Consider the following 25,818-nt stretch of genomic DNA (forward strand, 5'->3'; position numbering starts at 1 on the left):
GAATATGATGCAGGAAAATATTAGCTCGATTAAAGCGCTATTTAACAAACTGAGATTTACGGTGTTATTTGTGGTACTGCTTGCTAGCGCGCTTGCTGGTGGTGCCTTAGTCAGCTTAATCGCTTGGCATGCATATGCACCATTGCCCTATGCACAGCCTAATCAATTGATTTGGTTACACGGTAGTATGGTTGATGATAAAGACAGTGTGGTGATGGACAAGGCGCTTTCCAATGTCGCAGCCCAATATATCGCCCAGCATGACACTCGGTTGTCTATGGCGACACCTCTACATTACGGCGATGCACTGTATATGAACCATACCAGCCAGCCTAAGTTAAATCTAACCTATGCGGAGCCTACGTTTTTTACCTTGTTTGAGCAAAAGTTGGTGCAGGGGCGCTACTTTAGTCAAGGGCAAGCTGATGGCGTTATACCATTTGAAGCGGTTGTTAGTGAGTGCTTTGCTAAGCGTTATATGCCAAAGCTTTTAGAGCAGCAGAATCATAAACAAGTGTATAGTATGCAATTAGATCAGCAGACCTTTCAGGTGGTTGGGGTGGTTGCTTGCACTCAAACTGAGCCGCAGATTTACATGCCTAATCGATACACTGACGTCTATATTTCTTTTGGACACACAATAGATACACACGCGATGTCACAAGCGCATATTTCAGTGCGGTATAATACGTTTGTTGTTGGACGTTCGGCGACAGCGCAAATAGGGCAACCCATATCACCTGATATCACAGCGTATTTAGATACCCAGTTTCGGGCTGGATTAGTGGATTTTGGCAGTGCTCTTAATAACCATGTGCGCTTTGAATATGATGCGTTAAAGCAATATTTAAAAGGAGGTATACAGCAGTCGAGTGATTGGCTGTTGCTGAGCGGCGGTGCGTTCTTATTGATCACCTTGATTAATTTGCTGACGTTCTATTTGTTAGACATCAAAAAGCAACAAGCACAACTTGTACTCAAAGCAACACTGGGTGCGCCGCTGACCACATTGCGTCTGGCACATTATTGGCAGGTAATTATATTGTTCTTACTGTCGGCGATGTGCGCTGTAGTGCTTGTTGAGCTGGGGGTATTTGCGATCCAGATGTTTGGTGCGCAATCGATTGCCCATTTAGATTGGCTACAGGTTAATCTTCTTCATTATTTCATGATGTTCGCCGTTGCCACCGTATTGGCGCTAGGGTTTGCTGTATTTGGTTTTAAGCAATTGCCATTTACAAGCCTCTATCAGAATTTGCAAGGTGCAGGAAAAGGTCAAGAAAAGCAATTACCTCAGTGGTTTAGCGTCAGTATATTGGTCACTCAGTTGAGCATTGGCATGGTTGTATTATGCATCGGTACTTGGTCGGCCAATTACTTCGGTAGCCAAATGCAGACCCCTTCAGGTATAGAGGTAGAGGATACCGTGTTTGTTGCCCGTCATCAGGTGTCTTGGCGCCAAGATGAAGCTGCTATCGCAGAGCGCAAGCAACTCTTTCTATCTAATCTTCAAGCGCTTTCCTCGCACCCTAAAGTCGCTGCTGTTGCTTTGAGTAGCTTAAACCCTTTTGATACCAGCTATTTGGCTCAAATTGGCAAACAGCCCGTGAAGTCAGCACAGGTAACGATGCACTCACAGTCAGTCGGCGAAGGTTATTTTACGCTGCTTGGGATACCGCTTATTGCAGGCGATACTTTCACACGGTTAGATAGCGCTCGACGAGAGTCGGTCATCATAAATCGAGCTGCCGCAGAGATACTCGATATTGGGGTCGAAGACATTGGACTAAGTCTCTACGGTCGAAGCGGTCAGCCTATTAAGTTGCTGGGTATCGTAGACAATATTTATAGTCATGGCAAAGGTGCGCCTGCGACCGTATATTTTCCACATGATTACTTTGAGGGGAATATGGTGGTTAGGTTTAAACCTAATCAATCCATGTCAAAATTAGAACTATCTCAAGTTTTACAGCAACAGGCACATGGGCAAAGTGTCCGCGAGGTAGTCGGTTTAGCAACTCATTTATCTGGATTGAATCAGGCGGCTGTACTGAGCTTTTATAGTGGACTTGGGCTAAGCTTTTTAATGATTATGCAAGTACTTGTGGGGTTATATGGGTTGCTTGGTAATCTTGTTTTGGCCCAGCAACCAGTCTTGTTAATAAAACAACAAGTTGGTGCAACACGCTTGCAGTTAATTATCGAGCAAATACACAGTCGTTTGGTTCATTTTGGTGCCGCCATGTTAATCGCAACAAGTGTAACGCTCGGTTTGGGAGCTTTCTTACCCACGATGGCAAGCAGCCTGCTTCTCAGTTACCTATGCGCTGTGATTTTATCTTTTATCGTATTGTTTATTATAGAGATTAATCACCTGAGAGGTCAGTTGAAAAAATATTGAAAGGTTGTAACAGATTCTTACAAATGTCACACCCTAGGGGGGGGAAATCTTGTTAATATAGCGCTAGGAAATTATCAATAGGTACAGTCATGCAAGCAAAAATACTGAAATGGATATTACCCTTCGCTGCGTTGGGTATTGGTATCATTGGGTTTATGGGCATAAATGCCGTGGCCAAAAATGATGATGAGTCTGACGTAGTGGATACGCGACCAATTGTTGAAGTTGAAGCGATTGAGGCACAAGATCATCAAGTTGTGATCAATAGCTATGGTGAAGTCGTGCCATTAGACCAAACTATGTTATCCGTGCAGGTGTCGGGAGAAATAGAGTATTGGCATCCAAAGTTTGTCACCGGCGGCATTGTCAGTAAAGGCGATGTATTACTGCGTATTGAAAAAGATAACTATGAAGCTGCGGTGTTGCAGGCGGAAGCTGCTTTATCGAGTGCTCAAGCTCAGTTAATCGAAGAGCAAGCCTTGGCAGATGTCGCGGCTGACGAAGCGAAGCGTTTTCCTAACAAGAAGCACACAGACTTATTTTTGCGCAAACCTCAGTTGCTGAGTGCGCATGCCGCGGTGAAGTCGGCAAAAGCGGCGCTAAAAAGAGCGCAGCGTGATCTAGATAATTGTGATGTCGTTGCCCCTTTCAATGCATTAATTGTATCGAGAGAAGTGGGGTTAGGCCAATTTGTCAGTACCGGCAGCCCGGTGGCACAATTAAACAACATTGAGCAAGCTGAAGTGGTGATCCCTATCGCGGGATTTGACTCAATCTTTTTACCTGAACAAGTGTCTGGCTTAAAAGCCACATTGACGCAAAAAGGCGTGAATGGCTTTACTCGTGACGCTTATATCCACCGTGATCTTGGTGTGGTTGATCAGCAAACACGTATGAGTAGTTTAGTGGTACGTATTGAAGATCCGTACGGCTTAACCAGCAGCAAGCCTAAAGTGAAGTTTGGTACATATGTACAGGTTCAATTTAAGGGTGAGACGTTACGTCAAATCTATCGCCTTCCGCAGGAATTAGTGAATAATCAGACCGTATGGTTACTTAACGAAGAAGCACAACTAGAGCCGCGCCCAGTGCAAGTGATCCGTGAGGAAGGCATGTACTACCTAGTAGGTGAAGGGCTATCTAATAGCGATAAAGTTGTGGTGACACTACCTGAATACCCGCAACGCGGTATGGCTGTTAAAGTTGCAGGCCCTAAAGAAAATGAGACAGAGTCAGATAATGCGGGAAAGCTGTAACAGCAGGGAATGAACTATGAGTGAGCAAATAAAAACATCCCAAAAGGGGTTAATTGCCTATTTTGCGCATAACCCCGTCGCGGCGAATCTGATGATGGTCTTTATCCTGATAATGGGTATTGTGAGCTATTTTACGATTCAGCGACAAATGTTTCCGAGTATCGAGCTGAATTTTGTCAGCATTAATGCAAGTTACCCCGGCGCATCGCCGCAGGAAATTGAAGAAAGCATTCTGATCAAGATCGAAGAATCTTTGAAAGATGTGACTGAAATCGACAAAGGCGTTTATCGAGCGCGCCGTGGCAGCGGTAGTGTGCAGTTAGAAATCGACACCAGCGCTGATTTAAGCGATGTGGTTGAAAAGGTGCGAACCCGAGTTGATGGGATTGCGACGTTTCCAGCAGCTATGGAGCCGATCCGTGTACAACAAGTGGAGTTTCGTCAAGATGTGATCCAAATGGCACTGGCTGCAGATATCCCATTAAAGGATCTTAAACCACTTGCCAAAGAAGTTGAAGATGAGCTGTTACAGCTATCCAATGTATCCTTGGTTGAGCGCAGCACCCCTGCGTATGAAATCGCGATTGAGATTGACCCTGACACACTACGCCGTTACGGCTTGACCATTAGCGATGTGAGTAATTCAATTCGCAGATACTCAGCCAATATCTCAGCCGGTGAAGTACGTACAGATGCTGGGATTATTTCAGTGCGGGTTGAAAACCAAAAATACCGTGGAGATGAATTCAAACGCATCCCTGTCAAAGTGGGTGATAACGGCGCAAAAGTCTATCTACAAGACGTTGCGGTGATCAAAGATGAGTTTGTTGAAGGTGAGTTTTACTTTAAACAAAATGGCATCAATGCCGCATTCTTATCAGTCAAAGCAACCAAAGACCAAAATATGATCCCAGTTGCTAAAACAGTCCACGCTTATATTGAAGAAAAAAATAAGACACTACCGGCTGGCATGTCACTCACACCTATCGTAGACATGACTTACTACCTCGATGCACGTCTTGAAATGATGAAAAAGAATATGCTGCAAGGGGCGCTGTTAGTGGCCATTATGTTATCCGTCTTCTTGCGCTTTAAGCTTGCTCTATGGGTGATGATCGGATTACCAGTGTGCTTCTTGGGGGCCATTATGCTGATGCCTGCATTTGGCGTGAGTATTAATATTGTGTCCTTGTTCGCATTCATCATGGTACTGGGGATTGTGGTTGATGATGCCATCGTCATAGGAGAGGCCGCCTATACCGAAGTTGAACGCAGTGGTCCAAGTGTCGACAGTGTTGTACGTGGTGCAAAACGCGTTGCCACTCCTGCGACATTCGGAGTCTTGACGACCATGGCGGTATTTGCGCCGATGATCATGTCCAGTGGGCCTCAAGGCGCTTTCTTTAAATCGATTTCTATTGTAGTGATATTGTGTCTGATATTCAGTTTAATTGAGTCAAAATGGATATTACCTGCTCACATAGGTCATACTAAATTTAAGCCGCTGCGTGAAAACAGCCGACGCGCTAAGTTTAACAAGCATTTCTTTGCATTTGTGAATGGACCTTATCGTAATTTTGTTGAAAAAGCAGTGGAGTGGCGCTGGGCGGTATTCTGCGGTTTTATTGCTATTTTCCTTGTGAGTATGTCATTGATCACCTCGAATCAAGTGCGCTTTATCCCGTTACCGAAAGTGCCACATGACTTCCCACAAGTGAAAGTCATGCTCAATGATAATGTGTCTGATGAGCAGACGATGGCGGCACTGCAGCAAATCGAAACTATGATGCTGACTGTAGACAAAGACATCGAGCGTGAGCATGGCCAAAAGATGGTGAAAGACATCTTGGTATGGAATGAAGGCCGTAGTGAAGGTAATGTGCTCGCCGTACTTGTTGATGAAGACTTGCGTCCATTTGATGCTTTTGAATTGTCCCGCCGCTGGCGTGAAGCCATGCCCACAATTCCTGGTGTTAAATCGTTACTTGTCATTGATGATGTCAATGATCAGGGCAGTGGTGATGGTGAGTTTGGCTACCTGATTTATGGGCCAGATATTGATACGCTCAATGCTGCGGGCAGACAATTTATTTCTATGCTGCAACAAGAAAAAGGTTTGTTTGACATCAGTTCAACCATAGATCCACCGAGTAAAGAAATGCAGTTGTCGCTTAAGCCAGTGGCCTATGACTTAGGTTTGAATTTGGCTGATGTGGCTAACCAGATTGGTGATAGCTTCTATGGTGGTGAGGCGCAGCGTCTGATCCGTGATGGTGAAGAAATACGAGTGATGGTGCGCTATCCAAAACTGGATAGAGAAGCGGTAGCGTCGCTGAAATATGCGCTGATCAAAACACCGGATGGTCGTGAAGTGGTGCTGGGTGATGTGGTTGAATTTACTGAAAAGCCGGGTGTGAGTTATATCCGCCGTGAAGGTGGTTATCGTACCGTGTATGTCTATGGCAGCATTGATGAGCAGGCAATTGAGCCTTCCGCGGTTGTTGATAACATCAAAGAAAACCTATTGCCTAAGTTATTTGAGCAGTTCCCAGGCGTGAAAACTGAACTTGGTGGCTCTGTAGAAGAGACGCAAGCGCAAGCCGATGAGCAGATCATGTTCTTTGCTGCGGGTATGATGATTGTATACATCTTGCTGGCAGTGCCATTGAAGAGTTACTCTCAGCCGCTGATTATCATGTCGGTTATTCCATTTAGCTTGATTGGTGCAGTTTGGGGTCACTGGTTAAATGGCTTAGACATGAGCATGATGTCGACCTTTGGTCTCATTGCAGCTGCCGGGGTTGTTATTAATGACTCCTTGGTGATGACCGACTATGTCAACCAAGTACGCAAAGAAGGCGTGAGGCTCAAAGATGCGGTGATTGAGGCTGGGTGTGCGCGCTTTAGAGCAATCACCTTGACGTCCATTACAACGTTTGCAGGTGTGACACCGATCATCTTCGAAACCAGTTTACAAGCTAAGTTTGTTATCCCAATGGCGATTTCACTTGGTTTCGCGGTCTTGTTTGCAACGTTAATTACCTTGATATTAGTACCTTGCTTGTACATTATTTTGGTGGATATTAAGAGTGCTTTTTCGAAGCTTGGACAATCGACGAAACGCTTCAAGAAAGACTCGACTCAGTCGGCAGTATAGTCGATAGTCAATATATTAAAGCCCAGCGCCATGCTGGGCTTTTTCATTTCTAACTTTCTAATTAGATGTGCTATTCCGTTTTGATATTTAAAGTTATAAAGTAACACTTTCTACCTTCGTCTTAAGTTTTAGCTGACGTTTCATTTAACGTTAAAATTTGGCCTAAACAGTAGATGTATTTGTTACTGTTTGGCGTACTAGGCCAGTTATGGCACAAAGCTGTACCTCACCTTTAGCTATGTTAGACTGGATGAATAATAACAAATCAGGAACATCTATATGACCAAAGCGCTTACCCCGCCAGTGGCAAAAAAAGTACCCCATGATATGGAAATACACGGGCATCAAAGGACAGATAACTATTACTGGATGCGCGATGATGAGCGTCAAAATGACGAGATATTAGCTCACTTAAAAGCAGAAAATGAGTATTGTGAAGCGATAATGCAACCGCATAAAGGTTTGCAGGCAACACTATTTGAGGAAATGAAAGGGCGTATCGTCAAAGATGATTCTTCTGTGCCAGTAAAAGATGGCCGCTATTGGTATACCAATGAGGTAAGTGGTGAGGAAGAGTATGGTCGTCATTATCGTGCCTTGAATGAAGCGATGGACGACAAAACTTTATTACTCGATGTGAATGAGTTGGCTAAAGCATTTGAATTTTATGAACTCGCCGATATGGCTGTGAGTCCAGATGATGATCTACTTGCATACAGTGAAGATACAGATGGTCGAAGAATTTATACGATAAAGTTTAAAGATCTGAATACTGGCCAAATGCTGGAAGATTGCTTGGTTGAAACTGAAGGCGAAGTGGTTTGGGCAAATGATAATCGCACGGTCTTTTATGTGAAAAAAGATCTGCAAACCTTGCTGGGATTCCAAGTTTACCGCCATGTACTTGGTACACCGCAAAGTGACGATGTCTTGGTGTATGAAGAGCAAGACCGCCAATACTACATGGGTCTTGGTAAAAGCCGTGATGAGAGCCAAATTTATATTTACTTGTCTGCGACAGAGACGAGCGATGTGCTTTATCTCGATGCTGAGCAACCGATGGGCGAGTTCAAGCGCTTGTTAGCACGACAAGAAGGGCATGAATATGGCCTTGATAAGTTTGGTGAGCACTATTATTTGTTGACCAACAGTGATGCAAAGAATTTTCGCATGGTGCGAGCTGGCTTAGACGTGGTGAACGATCCTAGCCAGTGGGAAGAGTTGATTGCGCACCGTGAACATGTCCTTCTAGAGGGATTGGAGTTATTTGAGTCACACTTTGTGATCACTGAGCGAGAGATGGGTCAAATCCGTTTTGTCATTCATGATTATACGGGGGCAAGTTACCAATTAGGCTTTGATGATGAGTGTTACTATGCGGGGGTTGGCTATAACCCAGAACCAAAATCAAACTCGGTACGCATCACTTACTCTAGTTTGACGACGCCAAGTAGTGTCTATGAATGTGATTTGGCAACAGGCCAAAAAACCTTGAAAAAGCAAGTCAAAGTGCTAGGGGATTTTAAACCTCAGGATTACGCATCTGAGCGCTTACACATTACAGCGCGTGACGGCGAGAAAGTGCCTGTCTCTATTGTTTATCGAAAGTCGATGTTTAATAAAGATGGCACAAATCCATTATTACAATATGGCTATGGAGCTTATGGCTATACTGTTGACCCAACTTTCTCAAGTACGACTTTGAGCTTGTTGGATAGGGGCTTTGTTTATGTTATCGCCCATATCAGGGGTTCAGAAATGCTGGGCCGTCAATGGTATGAAAATGGTAAAAAAGCCCATAAAGAGAATAGCTTCAACGACTTCGTGGATGTCACTCGTGCATTAGTCGAGCAGCAATATGGTGCGGCAGATAAAATCTTTGCATCGGGTGGTAGCGCGGGTGGTCTATTGATGGGCGCGGTAATGAACCAAGCGCCTGAGCTGTATTTAGGAATTGGTTGTCATGTGCCATTTTTAGATGTACTGACCACCATGTTGGATGAGTCTATTCCTCTCACAACCAATGAGTATGATGAGTGGGGGAATCCAAATTACTTGGCTGACTATGAGAGTATTTTGTCTTACTCGCCTTATGACAATTTAGCTGCTAAGCACTATCCTAATACACTAGTAACAACAGGTCTGCATGACTCACAAGTACAATATTGGGAGCCTATGAAGTGGGTTGCTAAGCTCAGAGAGCTTAAAACGGATGATAACGTATTGGTGTTTAAAACAGACATGGACTCTGGACATGGTGGTGCGTCTGGCAGGTTTAAGAGTTTAAATGAGAAAGCGTTGGAAATGGCCTTTTTTATCTCTTTGTTACCACAGCAGGCTGACTAATTGATTTGGTGATTGACTTCGCGTATTGAGTTTTAGGGGGACAGTGTGTTTTCAGTACATGGACAGTGGCAAATAGACATTACTCCACCGACGGTTTTTGTAAACCTAGTGGGTGCATTCAATAGCGAAGGCGTCGCTGCGTTGGTGCAAGAAGCACGCACGCGTTGGCAAGACTATCAGCCTGGTCAATTACACTGTGCTGTCGTTAATCTCAGCCAGTTTGAAATGACCACTGCTGATAGCATTGCTGCACTGAAAGCCTACTGCAAAGACATGGAACAGCGTGGTTATCGTCAGATTGACTACATTGGCATTGACGCCCTAACCCGAAAATTCATTTGTGAGTTGTGGACAGAGAGTGACATCAAGGTACAGATGTACCTTGATGTGGCAGCCTATCTGAGCCAGCATCCGAGCTATCGCGGTGCCGCCTCATGGTTGGATTAGCCTAAATAAGCCTTGAGCATCCAGACTAACTTTTCTTGCTCCGTGATGTAATCTCCCATGAGAGACGCGGTGCCCTCGTCCTCGGCATCAGCGGCTTGCGCCAATATAGTACGTTGCGACTTAATGAGTTGAGTAAAGCCAGCAAGCAGGGTTGCGACTGCTTCAGGGCCATTTTGAATATCTTTTGCTTCGGCAATTTCACTGGCGTTGAGGTAATCGCTAAATGCATGCAGTGGGATGCCTTCAATGGTTAAGATACGCTCTGCTAATTCGTCCACTTTGAGTAATAGCTGGTTGTAAATTTCTTCAAATTTAACGTGTAGTTCAAAAAACTCTCTCCCTTTGATGTTCCAGTGGAAGCTGCGCGCATTCATATATTGGATCTGGTAGCTACTTAAAAGCACGTTTAATGCTGCAACCAGTTGCTCACTTTTCTGTTTGTCTAACCCTATGCTATTTGTCATTGTTCGCTACCTTATGATGTTTTTCCGCAGCAGATGCGGCGTGTTTAAATGCTTGTCATTGTGTGACTTTGTATGTTGTACAGTGTGGCGGATGGAGGTGATAAAGGCCAACGACTAAAAGCGATTATAGCCATCGAAAAAGTCGTTAGTACTTGCTTAAAGCTTGCCACTTTGACTAAAAAGTCAGCGCTTTGTTGATCCATCGCAAATGTGAATAGGTGTATGTATAAAGCGGTTTTTCAGCTTGATTTAGGTCAATTTTCATACCGACAGCAAGGCCATAATAAAAAGGCAAAGCGCCCTGTTTTATTTTTTAGGCCATTTCTAGGGCGCTCATGTTTAAGGAGAGCTCTATGAAAGGTAAAACAGAATCACAGCACAAAGGTGAAATTACCGTTGTTGTCATTGCGCTGGTGGCTTTTGTGGTTGGGCTAGTGGGGCATTTAGCAGGCGCTAGTTATGCAAACTCAGACAGCTTTGGTTACTTGGCAGCACCGGTGCCATTAATTACGGGTATCATTGCCTTGGTCGCATATAAAGTCGCGCAAAAGGCAGATAAATAACTTACTTATCGCGACTGATCACATCAATGATATAGTCCATCACGCTACGTGAATAAATTAAGGTGGTATGGCTGCGGTGAAACACTTTATGCTCGGCCATGCCCTTTAGTTTTGTCTCATCGAGCAACACTGTGCCGTCCGAGCGGCTGCCTTTTTGCAATAAGGGCATCAACCCAATCGGTAAGTCGCCCGCAATGCTATATAAACGCGCATTAAAAGGCCATGTGTTGGTCTCGCTCAGTAAATATTCCACACTGTTTTTTAATAAGCGATCAAACCCTTTATCATGCATATGTTTTGCGATGGCACTGCCTTTGTGTGGTGTGCCAAGAGTAATGACTTTTTCAACATACTGGCTCTGTGCTGAGGCATGGGTGAGATAATCTCTGGCGACCAACCCCCCCATAGAATGGCACACAAACGCAGTTGGCTTATCAGCGATAAATGCATCTATTTGATTGAAGATAGATTGTCTGTCGGGGGCCAAGGTGTTGTAGCTTAAATTGAGGATTTCACAGCCGGTTTTTTCTAACCGAGTACAAAGCGGCTGCATCACAAACCCTGACATATATAGTCCGTGAAGGACGACAATCCGCTTTATATTCATACTATTCCTTATTTAAGCTGGGTTGGCACAATTTGCACACTGTGCTGTGAGTCACTGAGCCATATTTCGCCATCTTGGATGGTCGCTGTCAAATCCATTGAACGTGCGAATAGTTCCACCATTTGTGAAGTGGCTGAATAAGGTAGGCTGTAAACACGCAAATTATCATATTGATTGGCAGCAGACTGATTCTTCTTCCACCAAATCTCTTGGGTGTTTTCACCATACGTGTACAAGACCACTTGCTGCGAACGCACAGCGGCTTTTTTCAGGCGCTTTTCATCTGGCAAACCAACATCAACCCACAGCTCAATGTCATCGGTCAGATTTTTTTGCCACGCGGCAGGCTCATCATCCACACATAGCCCCTTAGTAAAGCTCAGCTCTTCAGTGTATTGCAAGATATAAGCAAGTAGACGCACCATCAATCGCTGTTCGTTCTCTGAAGGGTGCTGCGCCAAAGTGAGTGACTTATCGGTATAGACATGCCTATCCATATCACTGATATTTAGGTGTGCTTTTAGAATTGTAGATTTTAGGGCCATGTTATTATGCTGAGAGTTTTTAAAGGCCCAGTATATCAAGATTTATCTATCTGGTGCGTTTTACGTTAAAATAGTCACAGATTTTAGTTTTGGAGAGATTTTTATGGCCATCCAATGGTTTCCTGGGCATATGAATAAGGCGCGCAATGAGATTAAAGAAATCATGCCGCAGATGGATGTCATTATTGAAGTACTTGATGCGCGTATTCCGTATAGCAGTGAAAACCCAATGGTCGCGCAGTTACGCGGTGACAAACCGGTCATCAAAATCTTAAACAAAGCGGACTTAGCAGATCCCGAGATGACCAAAGCTTGGATGGCGTATTTTGAGCAAGAGGATGGGGTAAAAACCTTATCATTTGGTCATGACAAGGCGGCGGAAGTTCATCGCATTAATGCGCTGTGTAAAAAGTTAGCGCCGCACAAGGTCGGTCAAGACAAGCAGTTAAAAGCCATGATCATGGGTATTCCTAATGTTGGTAAATCAACACTTATCAATATACTAGCTGGTCGTATTGTCGCTAAGACAGGCAATGAGCCTGCGGTAACCAAGGCGCAGCAACGCATTCGCTTAGAAGACGGTATCATGCTGTATGACACGCCGGGTATGTTGTGGCCAAAGGTTGAAAATGAAAACTCGGGCTATCGTCTAGCCGCAACGGGTGCTATCCGCGATACAGCCATTAACTATGAAGAAGTGGCAAGTTATACCGCTGAATATTTGTTGAAGGCGTATCCTGAGCTACTGAAAAGTCGTTATAAAATTGATGAGTTGCCAGATTGCGATTGGACATTTATTGAAATGGCCGGGCGCAAACGAGGCTGCATCCGCGGAGGCAATCAGGTTGATACCCATAAAATGTCAGAGATCCTCATCAACGAGCTACGCGACGCGGTGCTTGGCCATGTAACCATGGAAACACCGCAAATGCGTGAAGAGGAAGAGCAAATGGTTGCCGAAATCCGTGCAGCCGCAGAAGCGAAAAAGGCAGCCCGCGAGGAAGAAAAGCGTCAACGCCGCGCTCGCGCACGAAAGAATCGTCGCTAATTCATTAGGCGGCTTTTGCAAGCACTGAACGATTGCGTCCAGTGCTTTTGGCGCTGTATAAAGCAGCGTCTGCGCGCTTTAACAACCCATCTTCAGATTCATCAATATGATATTGTGCAAGGCCAATACTGGCCGTGACTTTAACTTCACACTCACTGGCATTAAGCGCTTGGTGGATCTGCTCTGCCAGTTCATGGCCTTGATTGAGCTCTGTTTTGGGGAGTAAAATCACAAATTCTTCGCCACCCCAGCGACATACTGAACCGTGATTTTTGACGACTGATTTACAAATATGTGCAACATGCTTAAGCACTTTGTCACCGACCAGGTGTCCGTGTTTGTCATTCACTTGTTTGAAGTGGTCAATGTCTAACATCATCATCACCAGTGGCTTGAATTGGTTGCGTGCTTTTTGTAGCTCAGATTGCAGCCTAGGTTCAAATGCTTGTCGATTGTAGGTGTTTGTCAGCTTATCAAACGTCGCCATCTTTTCGAGTCGCTTCTGGTAGTGGTTAAAGGTGAGTTGAGCGCTAAATAAGATGACGCCAGTGATCACAATACCCATCAACAAATTGATGTAGAGGCTTTCCGATAGGGAGTTATTTTGGTCAAGTGATTGCTCAACAATGAGATACCAACCAAAGTGGGCCAAATAGCGAGAGTTAATAAACAAAGTTTTATCGTCTTGCTCTAAGCGTAATTTATAGGTTTGGTTGTCTAATAACTTCGTACCATGTTGACCAAACTTGTCGCTTAACGAGTAGTCTGCAAAGGTAGCGTCGTTATAAAACAATAAGCGGCCTTTATGATCAATAAAATAGACTTTACGGTCGTAAGTATGTTGATACTTATCGATGAGACGTTTTAGGTGATCTAGCTTGATACCAACCCCTGTGACGCCCTTTACTTGATTGTTCACCATGATTTTGTGATTGACAAAGATGGTTGCTTGGTGGTCATCTCTTGGGTCTAGATCAACATTGAGCGTATATAAGGCATCGTTGTCTAGGGTATCTTGGTACCAGGTATCCTGCTTGATTAACGTCGTGGTACTACCATCATAGCGATAATAGGTTTTGTCATGACTGGTGGCGAGAAAACTGGTTACCGCATCAAAATCACTGCGTGTCTGTCTGAGATATTCAAATAAGAATGCGGTGTCTTTTTCAGGCTGGGCCAACCAAGCATGCAAAAAGGTATTGTTAGCCATTTGCGATGAAATAATAATGGGAGCTTGCAGCTGCTTTTGCAGATCGGTATGAATTAAGTGGCTAGTGAGGGGGAGTGCATCATTTTCAATGCCACGAAATAACGATTGCTTAGCAATGATCAAACTAAACCAGCTGGTAAAAATGAAGCCTGCTAGGAGCAGCACCGTTAAGATGAAGTTATAGCGGTAGCGTGTTTGAGTCATTGCACTGTTGTTCGAAACAAAAAGGAGTCAGAGTTTATCAAGTAGGTACATAGGTAAACTATTACACTTGATTACAACTGCTTTGCTAGTCGCAATAAAAAAGGCCCTGTAAGGGCCTTTTAGGTTCATATCTACCGTCACCGATATGAGCAATGTAGCAAGTAAAATAGTAAGTTGGTTGTTAGTGAATCGCGTTAAGGGGCGTTAATGTTCATCACTGACAACCAGAAGCTGTTTGCGTGCGCCACACGTGTTTCGGGGTCGAGAAACAAAATCTGAGTACGTCAACAAAGTGTGTTTATCCGTCTTTGTTGAGATTGATTATCAATTAGATCTGGGTGGGTGTCAATACTTATTTGAAAATAATTCTCATTTAGTTTTGTTGGTCAGTTTTGCAGTGATTAGCGTGCATTGACGTTGTTAATATACGAGTGCATGAAATTCGTTTATACAGATATATTTTGCAAGAATGTAACTCAAAAAATAGCGATGGTAAGTCGAGGGCAATAAAAAAGCCCGCAATTGCGGGCCTTTTTTGATCATATCTACCGTCACCGATATGAGCAATGTAGCAAGTAAAATAGTAAGTGGGTTGAGTGTGCTTTATTTAAGGGGCGTTAAGATAAAGCACATGCAACCTTGCATTTTTACGTGTGCATCACGTGTTTCAGGGTCTTGAAACAATTTAGCGTACTTAACAAGTTGAGCCGTCTACTCGACTTGTTGAGATTGATTATCAATTGTATTTTGATCTATGTCAATACTTTTTTGAAAACAATTCTCATTTACACTTTTTGTGAGTTGTAAACATTAATTTGTTCAGGCTTTTTAGAAGACCATCATCTTAACTGGTGAGGTAAGTGAGCAATTGTCAGGTAGTAAAAATAGAAAAGCCCGCGGGTCAAGCGGGCTTTTGTGTTCATATCTACCGTCACTGATATGAGCAATGTAGCAAGTAAAATAGTCGGTTTTTACAAGTTGTTTTAGGGGCGTAAAACAACGCGTTATTACCTAGCGTGTAACGTTCGCTCAACGTGTTTCAGGGTCGAGAAACAAAATTAGAGTACTTCAACAAAATAAACCGTCACTTATTTTGTTGAGATTGATTATCAATAACATCTGACTCAGTGTCAACACTTATTTGCAAATAATTCTCATTTAATTTTGTTGTATTCATCTCTGTAGTTGACTAAGGCCTTACTTACCTCCCACTTTTGAGTGTGCTAAGACACTTTATTTCCTGATCTTTTCGGCGTATAACAGTTACATAAAAATAACAAAAGAGGTGGGTTAATGGTCAGTACATTGGGGTTGATCGGTGCATTGGCAGCACTGATTTGGCTGACTTTAAGAGGGATGAATCTGTTTATTGCTGCGCCGATATGTGCGCTATTGGTCGCACTTAGTAGTGATATTGCAATATTTAATGGCATAAATGACGGTAACTTTGTTTCAATTTATATGTCCGGATTCAGCGGCTTTATTCAAGCTTGGTTCTTTATGTTTTTGCTGGGTTCGTTGTTTGGCAAATTTATGGAAGATACGGGCGCTGCAGATGCCATAGCGCGCTACATTACCGATAAAATCGGAATGAAGCATGCTGTATTCGCAATTGTATTTGCGTGTGCTTTACTCACTTATGGCGGGGTAAGTGTTTTTATCGTGGCGTTTTCTGTTTATCCGATGGCGCTGAGCTTATTTAAGGATGCGGATCTTCCCCGGCGTTTTATCCCTGCTGTTCTGGCTTTTGGTTCTGTGACATTTACCATGACCTCGGCGGGCTCCCCTGAAATACAAAACTGGATCCCGATAAAATATTTAGGGACTAGCCCCTATGCTGCATGGCAAGAAAGCTTGATTGTCGCCATATTTATGGCTGCCTTGGGCTATTTTTTACTCGTTAAAATGATTAAAAAGGCCGTCGATAATGGCGAGTCTTTTGAAGCGAGAGCCGGCGACCCTGTCGAAGATAAGCGCCATTTACCCCATCCAATCACAGGCCTCTTACCCTTACTCGTGGTACTGAGTTTGTCATTTCTGCTACATGAACAGCTCCAGCAAAGTGCTTTAATTGTCGCCCTGCTCGGTGGCGTCGTGTCTATTTTTATCATTAATTTTAAGTACTTTAAAAGTTTATCTCAGGCAATTAACCTCGGTACAACTGGGGCATTAGTGGCAATCGGTAATACAGCGGCAGTGGTCGGTTTTGGTGCCGTTGCTAAAGGTACGCCTGCGTTTCAAGAAGCTGTGACCTTAATGACGTCTATTCCAGGTAATGAGTTGCTTGGCGCGGCAATCGCGGTGAGCGTCATCGCAGCATTGACGGGATCAGCCTCTGGTGGGCAAGCAATTGCGTTACCTTTGGTCGCACCTCATTATTTAGATTTAGGGGTCGATGAAAACCAGCTGCATCGTGTTGTCGCTATTAGCTCGGGTGCACTGGACACCTTGCCTCACAATGGCTATGTCGTGACAACGGTACGGGCGATTTGTGGTGAGAAACATCAAGATGCTTATTGGCCACTGGCAGTATTGACGGTATGCGTGCCTTTATTAGGGGTGGCTTTGATCTTGGGATTATTTATTTGGTTTTAACTGAAGGTGTCAATGGGGAAGCTGCTGTCATGCAAAATTCATTGCATTGTACTAACTTTGACAGACAAAAAGGCTGTGAAGACACAGTAATTTGGGCACATAAAAGGAGAATAAAATATGCATTGTCATGAAATTGATTACGAAATCATTGGCGAATCTATGCAGATGGTTGAAGTGGAGTTGGATCCCAATGAAACGGTTATTGCAGAAGCCGGCGCGATGAACTATATGCAAGATGGCATTAGTTTTGAAGCAAAAATGGGTGACGGCTCTGATGTAGATCAAGGCTTTATGGGCAAGTTATTCAGTGCAGGTAAGCGTTTAATTAGTGGTGAGTCGTTGTTTATGACGCACTTCACCAATGAAGGTGTGGGCAAAAAACGTGTGGCATTTGCAGCGCCTTTTCCGGGTTCTATCTTGGCGTTAGATATGGCGACGTTAGGTCAATCTGTTTACTTACAAAAAGATTCATTTTTATGTGCAGCACTGGGCACCAAAGTGGATATTGCATTTCAGCGCAAACTTGGCGCGGGCTTTTTTGGTGGAGAAGGATTCATATTAGAGCACTTACAGGGCGATGGAATGGCATTTGCCCATGCAGGCGGCACTGTGGTTGAAAAGCAGCTTAATGGTGAAACACTGCGCGTCGATACCGGCTGTGTGGTTGGGTTCAGCGAAGGTATCGAATTTGATATTGAGCGGGTTAAAGGCCTGAAAAGTATGTTTTTTGGCGGTGAAGGGCTCTTTTTAGCGACGTTAAAAGGCCATGGTACGGTGTGGATCCAAAGCTTACCATTCTCTAGATTAGCGGATCGTGTGCTTGAACACGCACCAAAACAGGGCGGTAGCAGGCAGGGTGAAGGCTCTGTATTAGGCAGTGTTGGCGATATCATTGATGGTGATTAAGGCTAAAAATGGCTTATTTAATGCGGTTCAACAATGCAATATCGCAGCGAATGCGTTTTAATTGCAAATTGACTGCATTTTAATCGACTTCAAGGATGATGTTCGCCTAAAGAGGTGATATACTCCCGCCGAATAATTTTTCTACTTTAAATAGAGTAAAACAATGGCAGATTTATCGAAATACAGAAACATTGGTATTTTCGCGCACGTTGATGCGGGTAAAACTACGACCACTGAGCGTATTCTTAAGCTTACTGGTAAGATTCACAAAACTGGTGAAGTACACGATGGTGAGTCAACTACTGACTTCATGGAACAGGAAGCAGAGCGTGGTATTACTATCCAGTCAGCAGCTGTTACTTGTGAGTGGAAAGGCCACCGTTTAAACGTTATCGATACTCCTGGACACGTTGACTTCACAGTTGAAGTATACCGTTCACTTAAAGTTCTTGACGGCGGTATCGGTGTATTCTGTGGTTCTGGTGGTGTTGAGCCTCAGTCAGAAACTAACTGGCGTTATGCTAACGAATCAGAAGTTGCACGTTGTATCTTCGTAAACAAACTAGACCGTATGGGTGCTGACTTCTACCGCGTAGTAGGTCAAGTAGAGAAAGTACTTGGCGCAAACCCACTAGTTATGACTCTTCCTATCGGTATCGAAGATCAGTTCACAGGTGTTGTTGACGTACTAACGAAAAAAGCATACATCTGGGACGAGACTGGCCTTCCAGAAAACTACGAAATCACTGACGTTCCAGCTGACATGGTTGAGAAAGTTGAAGAGTACCATGAGATGCTAGTTGAGTCTGCTGTTGAGCAAGACGACGACCTAATGGAAGCATACATGGAAGGTGAAACTCCTTCACTAGAGCAAATCAAAGCTTGTATCCGTAAAGGTACACGTGACCTTGCTTTCTTCCCAACTTTCTGTGGTTCTGCATTCAAAAACAAAGGTATGCAGCTAGTACTAGACGCAGTTGTTGATTACCTACCGTCTCCGACTGAAGTTGATCCTCAGCCTCTAACTGATCCAGAAACTGGTGAGCCTACTGGTGACGTTGCGACAGTTGACGCAGAAGAGCCACTTAAAGCGCTTGCGTTCAAAATCATGGACGACCGTTTCGGTGCACTTACGTTCATCCGTATCTACGCTGGTCGCATGAAGAAAGGTGACACGATCCTTAACTCTGCAACTGGTAAAACTGAGCGTATCGGCCGTATGGTTGAGATGCAAGCAGACGAGCGTAACGAACTTACTGAAGCACAAGCGGGTGACATCATCGCTGTTGTAGGTATGAAGAACGTTCAAACTGGTCACACTCTATGTGATCCTAAGCACGAATGTACTCTAGAAGCGATGATCTTCCCTGATCCGGTAATCTCTATCGCTGTTGCACCTAAAGATAAAGGTGGTAACGAGAAGATGGGTATCGCTATCGGTAAGATGGTTGCAGAAGATCCGTCATTCCAGGTTGAGACTGACGAAGATTCAGGTGAAACTATCCTTAAAGGTATGGGTGAGCTTCACCTAGACATCAAGGTAGACATCCTTAAGCGTACTTACGGCGTTGAGCTAGTTGTTGGTCAGCCTCAGGTTGCTTACCGTGAAACTATCACGCAAGAAGTTGAAGACAGCTACACGCACAAGAAGCAGTCTGGTGGTTCTGGTCAGTTCGGTAAGATCGACTACCGTATCAAGCCAGGTGAAGTTGGTTCTGGTTTCACGTTCTCATCTTCAGTTGTTGGTGGTAACGTACCTAAAGAATTCTGGCCTGCAGTTGAGAAAGGCTTCAAGTCAATGATGGAAGAAGGTGTTCTAGCTGGCTTCCCTGTACTAGACGTTGAAGTTGAGCTATTCGACGGTGGTTTCCACGCAGTTGACTCATCAGCAATCGCATTCGAAATCGCTGCTAAAGGCGCTTTCCGTCAGTCTATCCCTAAAGCGGGTGCACAACTTCTTGAGCCAATCATGAAAGTTGACGTGTTCACGCCAGATGACAACGTAGGTGACGTAATCGGTGACCTTAACCGTCGTCGTGGTATGATCAAAGACCAAGAAGCTGGCGCAATGGGCGTTCGTATCAAGGGTGAAGTACCTCTATCTGAAATGTTCGGATACATTGGTCACCTACGTACTATCACGTCTGGTCGTGGTCAGTTCTCAATGGAATTCTCTCACTATGCGCCATGTCCGCAAAATGTTGCTGACGCGGTAATCGCTGCAGAGAAAGAAAAGAAAGCTGCTAAGTAATTAGCTAACTCCTTTCTTTTGAAAAAACCGCCTTAGGGCGGTTTTTTTATGTGTTGAATAATCAGCGGTGCTATGGCTGGATAAGTGGCTTGGCTTTTTTTAATCTTGCTAAACAAACATTTTATGAATTTATTTATTTGTAAAATGTAAATAATTGTATAATGCTAACACTCATTCTTTTAGGTTGTTTTTTGACCTAAACATACATCTTTTTTACGTAATATATTAATATATATACCTATCCAAAAAGTTAATTTATCTAATGTAATGCAAATTTAGAGAATTAAGCATGCGTTTGAAATATTGATTGTTGAAAAAAGCTGATGACGAGCTTGATTTAGGAACAAAGCGAATTTATCATGCCCCATTCGTAGTCCTAAAGTAGGTAATTTGAGTAAAATTTGGAGGTACTCATGAAGACAATCAACTTACAAATTAACTGGTATTTATATTCAATACAGCTTGTTTTGCTTGTTTTACTCTGTGTGGTGTTATTGAGTTTAGGGTTTGTGACTGTTGCTAAGGTACTAGTTGCACTGGGCTCAGCATTGACGATGTTTTCTCTCATTGCTGGCATTTGGGGCAAAAAATATGTGCATATAGATAAGGCAGGTTTTAGCCATCATAATGGGTTAAACATACATTACTTGCATGGTGATGAAATAGCGGCATTAAAAGCGACTAAAGTACTTAATGTGTACGTCATCAGTGTAGAGTTAAAGGCAAATAAGCAGGTCTCATTCCCTTACTGGTTAGCCAGCTTTGAAGAAATACAAAAAGCAGCTAAGCTATTTAGTTGTCCTGTGATTGGCTTGACACAATCTCAAGTAAAAGCGTAAAAGCGCCGTATGGCGCTTTTTAGTCAGAAAGGGAATTCTAAGCTTTAATATTTGTGAATATTAGCGTTATTTTTCATTGAGCCATAATGCGACTTGCTTGGCAAAGTAGGTCAAGATACCATCAGCACCAGCGCGCTTAAATGCCAATAGTGACTCCATGACTACGGGCTTTTCTGCCAGCCAGCCGTTGTCGATTGCAGCTTTGTGCATGGCATATTCACCGCTGACTTGATAAGCAAAAGTCGGGACACCAAACTCATCTTTAACGCGCCTAACCACATCCAAATACGGCATACCTGGTTTTACCATGACCATATCCGCCCCTTCTTGTAAATCTAAAGCAACTTCTCTTATTGCTTCATCTGAGTTCGCAGGGTCCATTTGATAAGTCTTTTTATCCGCGCCTTTGAGGTTACCAGCCGAGCCAACGGCATCTCTGAATGGCCCATAATAGCTTGATGCATATTTTGCAGAATAGGCCATGATACGAGTATGAATATGCCCAGCGGCTTCTAAGGCTTCGCGAATAGCGCCAATACGACCATCCATCATGTCTGAAGGCGCAACCACATCAGCACCTGCATCGGCATGCGATAATGCTTGTTTTATGAGGATCTCTGTTGTGATGTCATTCATCACATAACCACGCTCATCAATGATGCCATCCTGACCATGAACAGTGAAAGGGTCTAGCGCAACATCTGTTATTACACCTAAATCTGGACAGGCTGCCTTAAGCGCTCTTACAGTACGCTGTGCAAGCCCTTCAGAGTTGTATGCTTCCTCAGCCATCAATGACTTTTGCTCCGCAGGTGTGACTGGGAAGATGGCGATAGCAGGGACCCCTAAAGCAGCAAGTTGCTTTGCTTCTTCTACCAATAAGTCAATTGAAAGCCTTTCAATCCCCGGCATCGAGGGGATAGATTCACGACAATTTGTGCCTTCTAAAACAAACACAGGATAAATTAGATCAGCGACAGTTAATGTGTTTTCACACATTAAACGGCGAGAAAAGTCGTCGCGACGCATGCGTCGCATACGTGTATAAGGAAAAAGATCTAGTCCTGATTGAGCCACATTAAGTCTCCTAGGTGTGTTGATAAATGCAAACTTGATTTCGCCCACTTTGCTTTGCTTCATACAGCGCTTTATCGGCGAAGTCGGTAAATAAAGTTGGGTTTTGTGTATCTTTGGCTATGGCGCTATATAAACCTGCACTGGTTGTGAACTGAATATTCTGATCTGCGATATTGACTGTACATGATGCCGCCGCGAGGCGAATTTTTTCTGCAAGCTCTAAAGCGCCACGGGCATCTGTGTTAGGTAGTAAAATAACAAACTCCTCCCCGCCATAACGAAATACTTCATCATGGGGGCGCTTTAAATGCTGGCTAATTGTGTTAGCAAAAGCACATATGGTTTGGTCACCTGCTAAATGACCGTAGACATCATTAACGCGCTTGAAATGGTCTATATCTAACATGATCACACTGAGTGTGGTTTGCTCCCTGCGTGAGCGTCTGACTTCCATCATGAGGCGTTTATCGAAATAGCGACGGTTTTTCACTTTGGTAAGTGGGTCTTCCATGTTGAGTCGTTCAAGCTCGCGGTTTTTCTCTTCTAGTTCACGTAAAGTGACTTGTAACTCAAATGTGCGCTCATCAATGCTGCTTTCTAAATCTTGCTGGGCCTGCTCTTGAATGCTTAGTTTTTCTTTGAGTAGTGCATCTTCTGCGCGAGTTTTCGCTAATTTCTGTTCTTGTGCCTTGATGTGGCGCTCACGCTCCGATATGTACTGCTTGGCCAGCGCATAGCTAATGTACGCACATACAAATAAGGAACAAATATAAGTTACCGGGCGTTCAAGCAAGGCGCCTGATAATAAACCAAGCTCAAAACCAAACTGATAGCACAAAGATATCATTAAACATAGGTAGACAGTGAGTGTGGGTATCTTCTTAGTGAGCTTTTGTGGAGAAGCTTTGACAGTGATCATAAAAAAGTAAACTACCGCGAGTATGGCAAAAATGTATGCAGTTTTGAGTGCCAGCGTAATAGGTAAAAATGTACACAGTAGGGTAATACCAACGCCGCTTAATAGTAGGTATTTTAGACCACTATCAATTCTGGGGGCGCTACTGATGGGTAAGATTTGACTGCGTATAATTGGGGTCATGGCTAAAGTAGAAAGTAGCACCAGAATACTTTGACCATACTGTTGCATCCATTGCCAGTCTGCGTAGAGATACCTGTATCCAAAACCGTATAAGTGAACCAATAGTAACCAGACACTCGTCATGAGCAGAGTGCCATGGAGGAAGTATTTGCGCCGCGTGAAGCTATACATGGTAAAGTTGGTCGCTATCATGGCCAGTAAAAAGCCCGCTAAAATGCCATAGATGAGGTTGAATTTACTCTTATATTTTAGATATTCCACAGGATGCCAGAGACTAAGGGGAATATTGAGAGCGCCATGGTGTTTCACTTTCAAATAAAGCGTGGTTTGTCGTTTACCTGGTAACTCTAATGGGATGAGTTGAGCTTCATGTTTAATGGGGCGCTGCATGAGTGGGCGGCTATCACCTAAATCAAGCGTTAAGATGGCATGATCTGGTTGCATTATGTAGGCTGTAATACTATCCAGTAGGTTGTTGTTCACACTGAGTAAAAGTGGGATCTCAATTAAGCTATCGTTTCGTAATACAACTTTTATCCAAACTTGCTGCTCTACTTCACCTAAATTAAGTGCGCCAGAATCATGATAATGCCAAGTAGTGCTGCTACTGAGCAAATCTTGTAGTGTATCCTGAGGGGCTACTGTATAGCTAAATGGCAGTGAAGCTTGGTGCCTAAACTGCGCTGGTAGTTCAAAAACATGGGTATTTGAGTTTGCATCAACGAAGATGCTGGCGACTGCCGGAAAGGTATTTAGTATCAGTGCGAACAGTAGCCATAACTTCATCAGGAAATACTCGATTGATTCGCCATAAAGAGCGCATTGAAGTTAGCAGAACTATGCATTGCAATCGTGTCAAAATCGGTGCTTTTCAATTCGGCTATTTGCGTAACAACAGCTAATAAATAGGCCGGTTCATTGCGTCTAGATTTTGGCTTTGGAGAGAGTGTTCTTGGTAGTAAATAAGGCGCATCCGTTTCAATAAGTAATCTATCATTTGGAATGTAGGGGATTAATTCACGCAGTTGCTGACCGCGTCTTTCATCACATACCCACCCAGTAATACCAATCATTAAACCGTAATCAAGATAGAATTTAAGTGCTTGTTTATCGCCTGTAAAGCAGTGCAGAACGCCCTTTATTTGGTGATCAGATAACAAGGTTTTCATATGCTCATGTGCATCTCGCTCATGAATATAAGCTGGCATATCTAGCTGTTGTGCGAGCTTAAACTGTTCATTGCATACATGGGCTTGAATATCTCGTGGCGAAAAGTCACGATTAAAATCTAAGCCACATTCACCAATTGCGACAACTTGAGGTGACTTTGCCAAATGAGTGATTTGCGCAATGAAGTCATCTGGCGCATCCTTTGCATCATGAGGGTGTATACCTGCAGTACTCACCAGTTGATGAGTATTTGCTAGAGCAAGGCTTTGCTCACTTGAGGGAAGGTCACAGCCAATCAATAACATATTACTGATATGATTTGCTTTGGCCCTTGCAACAACATCTGCTCTGTCTTTATCAAATTGTGAGCTGGTTAAGTTGACACCAGCATCAATCATCGTTTGCATTTATTTTATTCTTTTTACGCGAATTGTTCGATTTGAGCCCGATTTGCTCATCAAAAATGAGTTAAATGAGCCACGTTTTATGGTGACCGTATCTTCCTGCCTGGCAAAAAAGGCATTACTACCAATTTGCTTCCATACTTGTGTATTTGAGAGCTCGAAGGTACGTACACCATGTACTGACTTGGTCAGCTTTACTATTGTAGCTTCAATATTGTCAACACGTTGCTCGTTTTGGGTGGTTTTATTCTCTATGCCAAAGCGTGCTTGTTTTTGCTCTTTACTCAGTATGCTTTTTGTAACTGGTGCGGCTGATATGGTAGCTACTGGTTGCTTAGATTGAAGTTTTGTAGTTACTTGGTCATAGCAATGCAAGCGCTTAGTGTCGGATGCAATAGATTGACACTGAACCAACTGTTCAAGCGTTTCATTTTGGGCGTGAGCACAGAGCGAGGCACCCAATGCAAGTAGGGTGAACCACTTATTCATTGTTCATTTCCTGTTGTTCAGACTTTTTGCTGTAGATGCCCGCTAGGATGATGCCGATTTCGAATAATAATAACATAGGCACAGCGAGCAAGGTTTGCGATAGCACATCGGGTGGTGTTAAAAACATGGCCACTACGAACACACCTACTACGATATAAGGACGTTTATCTTTTAAGCTTTGAGTTGTTGTGACGCCACTCCAGCACAGCAGCATAATAGCGACCGGGATCTCAAAAGCGACGCCAAAAGCGAAAAATAATTTGAGGATAAAGGCTAAATAGCTACTGATATCCGGAGATAAAGTCATCATAGCTGGACCAACCGCGGTAAAAAAGCCCAAAATAATTGGCATAACCACGAAATAGCAAAACGCGATACCGGCATAAAACAACACCACACTAGATAGGAGGATGGGCATGAGCATACGTTTTTCATGCTGGTACAAGCCGGGTGCTAAAAAGCCCCAAAACTGATGCAATATAAAAGGGATCGCTAAAAATAAAGAGACAAAGAGGGTCAGTTTAAACGGTGCAAAAAAAGGTGCAGTGACATCTGTGGCTATCATGGTGGCATTTTCTGGCAAACTTAAAACGAGTGGGTTTGCGACAAATGCATAAATATCGTTGGCAAAATAGACCAAGGATAGAAAGATCACCAATACGCTTAAGAGGGCTTTAATAAGGCGATCTCTGAGTTCAATTAGGTGACCTATAAAACCACTGTTGTCCGATTCTGACATG

20 protein-coding genes are annotated in these 25,818 nt (G+C 43.6%); 11 read left to right on the top strand and 9 right to left on the bottom strand.

Features of this window, described 5'->3' with window-relative positions:
* The first annotated feature begins 4 nt into the window (after positions 1–4).
* The 5 genes from N477_RS08815 to N477_RS08835 all read left to right on the top strand — a co-directional run bounded on the left by N477_RS08815 (position 5) and on the right by N477_RS08835 (position 9,607).
* Positions 5–2,401, top strand: a complete 2,397-nt coding sequence (locus tag N477_RS08815) for an ABC transporter permease (protein WP_196760603.1) — start codon at positions 5–7, stop codon at positions 2,399–2,401.
* Positions 2,402–2,490: 89 nt separating this feature from the next.
* Complete coding sequence (locus N477_RS08820; RefSeq protein ID WP_063359978.1) at positions 2,491–3,657, top strand: efflux RND transporter periplasmic adaptor subunit; 1,167 nt, start codon at positions 2,491–2,493, stop codon at positions 3,655–3,657.
* A 16-nt stretch (positions 3,658–3,673) separates the two neighbouring features.
* Positions 3,674–6,814, top strand: a complete 3,141-nt coding sequence (locus N477_RS08825; protein WP_063359979.1) for an efflux RND transporter permease subunit — start codon at positions 3,674–3,676, stop codon at positions 6,812–6,814.
* Between the two features lie 279 nt (positions 6,815–7,093).
* Positions 7,094–9,160 (top strand): S9 family peptidase, encoded by a 2,067-nt coding sequence (locus N477_RS08830; protein ID WP_063359980.1) that lies wholly within the window; start codon positions 7,094–7,096, stop codon positions 9,158–9,160.
* Positions 9,161–9,205: 45 nt separating this feature from the next.
* On the top strand, positions 9,206–9,607 hold the full coding sequence (locus N477_RS08835; RefSeq protein WP_063359981.1) for a hypothetical protein: 402 nt from the start codon (positions 9,206–9,208) through the stop codon (positions 9,605–9,607).
* Here N477_RS08835 and N477_RS08840 read toward each other — a convergent pair.
* Positions 9,604–10,071, bottom strand: coding sequence for a Dps family protein (locus tag N477_RS08840; RefSeq protein WP_046354281.1), 468 nt, complete (start codon positions 10,069–10,071; stop codon positions 9,604–9,606). The genes N477_RS08835 and N477_RS08840 overlap by 4 nt on opposite strands.
* Positions 10,072–10,424: 353 nt before the next feature.
* On the opposite strand from N477_RS08840, the gene N477_RS08845 reads away from it, so the two are divergent.
* Complete coding sequence (locus tag N477_RS08845) at positions 10,425–10,634, top strand: hypothetical protein (protein ID WP_039611328.1); 210 nt, start codon at positions 10,425–10,427, stop codon at positions 10,632–10,634.
* 1 nt (position 10,635) lies between these two features.
* Here the strand turns inward: N477_RS08845 and N477_RS08850 are convergent, their stop codons facing one another.
* The gene (locus N477_RS08850) at positions 10,636–11,241 is read right to left on the bottom strand and encodes a lipase family alpha/beta hydrolase (RefSeq protein ID WP_063359982.1); all 606 of its coding nucleotides are present in this window, start codon (positions 11,239–11,241) and stop codon (positions 10,636–10,638) included.
* 8 nt (positions 11,242–11,249) lie between these two features.
* Positions 11,250–11,786, bottom strand: coding sequence for a YaeQ family protein (locus N477_RS08855; protein WP_063360014.1), 537 nt, complete (start codon positions 11,784–11,786; stop codon positions 11,250–11,252).
* A 103-nt stretch (positions 11,787–11,889) separates the two neighbouring features.
* Here N477_RS08855 and ylqF point away from each other — a divergent pair, with 103 nt between their 5' ends.
* Positions 11,890–12,834, top strand: coding sequence for a ribosome biogenesis GTPase YlqF (ylqF, locus tag N477_RS08860; RefSeq protein ID WP_046354279.1), 945 nt, complete (start codon positions 11,890–11,892; stop codon positions 12,832–12,834).
* A gap of 4 nt (positions 12,835–12,838) precedes the next feature.
* On the opposite strand, the gene N477_RS08865 is transcribed toward ylqF, so the two are convergent.
* Complete coding sequence (locus N477_RS08865) at positions 12,839–14,248, bottom strand: sensor domain-containing diguanylate cyclase (RefSeq protein WP_063359983.1); 1,410 nt, start codon at positions 14,246–14,248, stop codon at positions 12,839–12,841.
* A 1,293-nt stretch (positions 14,249–15,541) separates the two neighbouring features.
* Here N477_RS08865 and N477_RS08875 point away from each other — a divergent pair.
* The 4 genes from N477_RS08875 to N477_RS08890 all read left to right on the top strand — a co-directional run bounded on the left by N477_RS08875 (position 15,542) and on the right by N477_RS08890 (position 20,839).
* Entirely contained in the window at positions 15,542–16,843 is a 1,302-nt protein-coding gene (locus N477_RS08875; protein ID WP_063359985.1) for a GntP family permease, read from the top strand.
* Between the two features lie 117 nt (positions 16,844–16,960).
* Complete coding sequence (locus N477_RS08880; protein ID WP_039611344.1) at positions 16,961–17,749, top strand: TIGR00266 family protein; 789 nt, start codon at positions 16,961–16,963, stop codon at positions 17,747–17,749.
* A 163-nt stretch (positions 17,750–17,912) separates the two neighbouring features.
* Positions 17,913–20,000 (top strand): elongation factor G, encoded by a 2,088-nt coding sequence (gene fusA, locus N477_RS08885; RefSeq protein ID WP_046354275.1) that lies wholly within the window; start codon positions 17,913–17,915, stop codon positions 19,998–20,000.
* A gap of 413 nt (positions 20,001–20,413) precedes the next feature.
* A complete protein-coding gene (locus N477_RS08890; protein WP_063359986.1) occupies positions 20,414–20,839 on the top strand; it encodes a hypothetical protein in 426 nt (141 codons plus the stop codon).
* A 66-nt stretch (positions 20,840–20,905) separates the two neighbouring features.
* Here N477_RS08890 and hemB read toward each other — a convergent pair whose 3' ends face one another.
* The 5 genes from hemB to tatC are packed head-to-tail and all read right to left on the bottom strand — an operon-like array spanning position 20,906 to position 25,817.
* Entirely contained in the window at positions 20,906–21,916 is a 1,011-nt protein-coding gene (hemB, locus tag N477_RS08895) for a porphobilinogen synthase (RefSeq protein WP_063360015.1), read from the bottom strand.
* A gap of 10 nt (positions 21,917–21,926) precedes the next feature.
* The gene (locus tag N477_RS08900) at positions 21,927–23,801 is read right to left on the bottom strand and encodes a diguanylate cyclase (protein WP_063359987.1); all 1,875 of its coding nucleotides are present in this window, start codon (positions 23,799–23,801) and stop codon (positions 21,927–21,929) included.
* On the bottom strand, positions 23,801–24,592 hold the full coding sequence (locus N477_RS08905; protein WP_063359988.1) for a TatD family hydrolase: 792 nt from the start codon (positions 24,590–24,592) through the stop codon (positions 23,801–23,803). The genes N477_RS08900 and N477_RS08905 overlap by 1 nt, the downstream gene beginning before the upstream one ends.
* Positions 24,593–25,078 carry a type VI secretion system-associated protein TagO gene (locus tag N477_RS08910; RefSeq protein WP_063359989.1) on the bottom strand — a complete coding sequence of 162 codons (486 nt, stop codon included), beginning with the start codon at positions 25,076–25,078 and terminating at the stop codon, positions 24,593–24,595. It abuts the gene before it with no gap.
* Positions 25,071–25,817, bottom strand: coding sequence for a twin-arginine translocase subunit TatC (tatC, locus tag N477_RS08915; RefSeq protein WP_063359990.1), 747 nt, complete (start codon positions 25,815–25,817; stop codon positions 25,071–25,073). The genes N477_RS08910 and tatC overlap by 8 nt, the downstream gene beginning before the upstream one ends.
* Position 25,818: the final 1 nt, after the last annotated feature.

Source organism: Pseudoalteromonas luteoviolacea H33-S (assembly GCF_001625695.1).
In the GTDB taxonomy this organism is placed as follows: Bacteria; Pseudomonadota; Gammaproteobacteria; order Enterobacterales; family Alteromonadaceae; genus Pseudoalteromonas; species Pseudoalteromonas luteoviolacea_B.

Excerpts from the sequence above, each read along its gene's own strand:
- N477_RS08820 (WP_063359978.1), top strand. The coding sequence starts at position 2,491 with ATGCAAGCAAAAATACTGAAATGGATATTACCCTTCGCTGCGTTGGGT.
- N477_RS08825 (WP_063359979.1), top strand. The coding sequence starts at position 3,674 with ATGAGTGAGCAAATAAAAACATCCCAAAAGGGGTTAATTGCCTATTTT.
- N477_RS08880 (WP_039611344.1), top strand. The coding sequence starts at position 16,961 with ATGCATTGTCATGAAATTGATTACGAAATCATTGGCGAATCTATGCAG.
- N477_RS08900 (WP_063359987.1), bottom strand. The coding sequence starts at position 23,801 with ATGAAGTTATGGCTACTGTTCGCACTGATACTAAATACCTTTCCGGCA.
- N477_RS08905 (WP_063359988.1), bottom strand. The coding sequence starts at position 24,592 with ATGCAAACGATGATTGATGCTGGTGTCAACTTAACCAGCTCACAATTT.
- fusA (WP_046354275.1), top strand. The coding sequence starts at position 17,913 with ATGGCAGATTTATCGAAATACAGAAACATTGGTATTTTCGCGCACGTT.
- N477_RS08845 (WP_039611328.1), top strand. The coding sequence starts at position 10,425 with ATGAAAGGTAAAACAGAATCACAGCACAAAGGTGAAATTACCGTTGTT.
- N477_RS08890 (WP_063359986.1), top strand. The coding sequence starts at position 20,414 with ATGAAGACAATCAACTTACAAATTAACTGGTATTTATATTCAATACAG.
- N477_RS08830 (WP_063359980.1), top strand. The coding sequence starts at position 7,094 with ATGACCAAAGCGCTTACCCCGCCAGTGGCAAAAAAAGTACCCCATGAT.
- tatC (WP_063359990.1), bottom strand. The coding sequence starts at position 25,817 with ATGTCAGAATCGGACAACAGTGGTTTTATAGGTCACCTAATTGAACTC.
- N477_RS08855 (WP_063360014.1), bottom strand. The coding sequence starts at position 11,786 with ATGGCCCTAAAATCTACAATTCTAAAAGCACACCTAAATATCAGTGAT.
- N477_RS08840 (WP_046354281.1), bottom strand. The coding sequence starts at position 10,071 with ATGACAAATAGCATAGGGTTAGACAAACAGAAAAGTGAGCAACTGGTT.
- N477_RS08815 (WP_196760603.1), top strand. The coding sequence starts at position 5 with ATGATGCAGGAAAATATTAGCTCGATTAAAGCGCTATTTAACAAACTG.
- ylqF (WP_046354279.1), top strand. The coding sequence starts at position 11,890 with ATGGCCATCCAATGGTTTCCTGGGCATATGAATAAGGCGCGCAATGAG.
- N477_RS08865 (WP_063359983.1), bottom strand. The coding sequence starts at position 14,248 with ATGACTCAAACACGCTACCGCTATAACTTCATCTTAACGGTGCTGCTC.
- N477_RS08875 (WP_063359985.1), top strand. The coding sequence starts at position 15,542 with ATGGTCAGTACATTGGGGTTGATCGGTGCATTGGCAGCACTGATTTGG.
- N477_RS08910 (WP_063359989.1), bottom strand. The coding sequence starts at position 25,078 with ATGAATAAGTGGTTCACCCTACTTGCATTGGGTGCCTCGCTCTGTGCT.
- N477_RS08850 (WP_063359982.1), bottom strand. The coding sequence starts at position 11,241 with ATGAATATAAAGCGGATTGTCGTCCTTCACGGACTATATATGTCAGGG.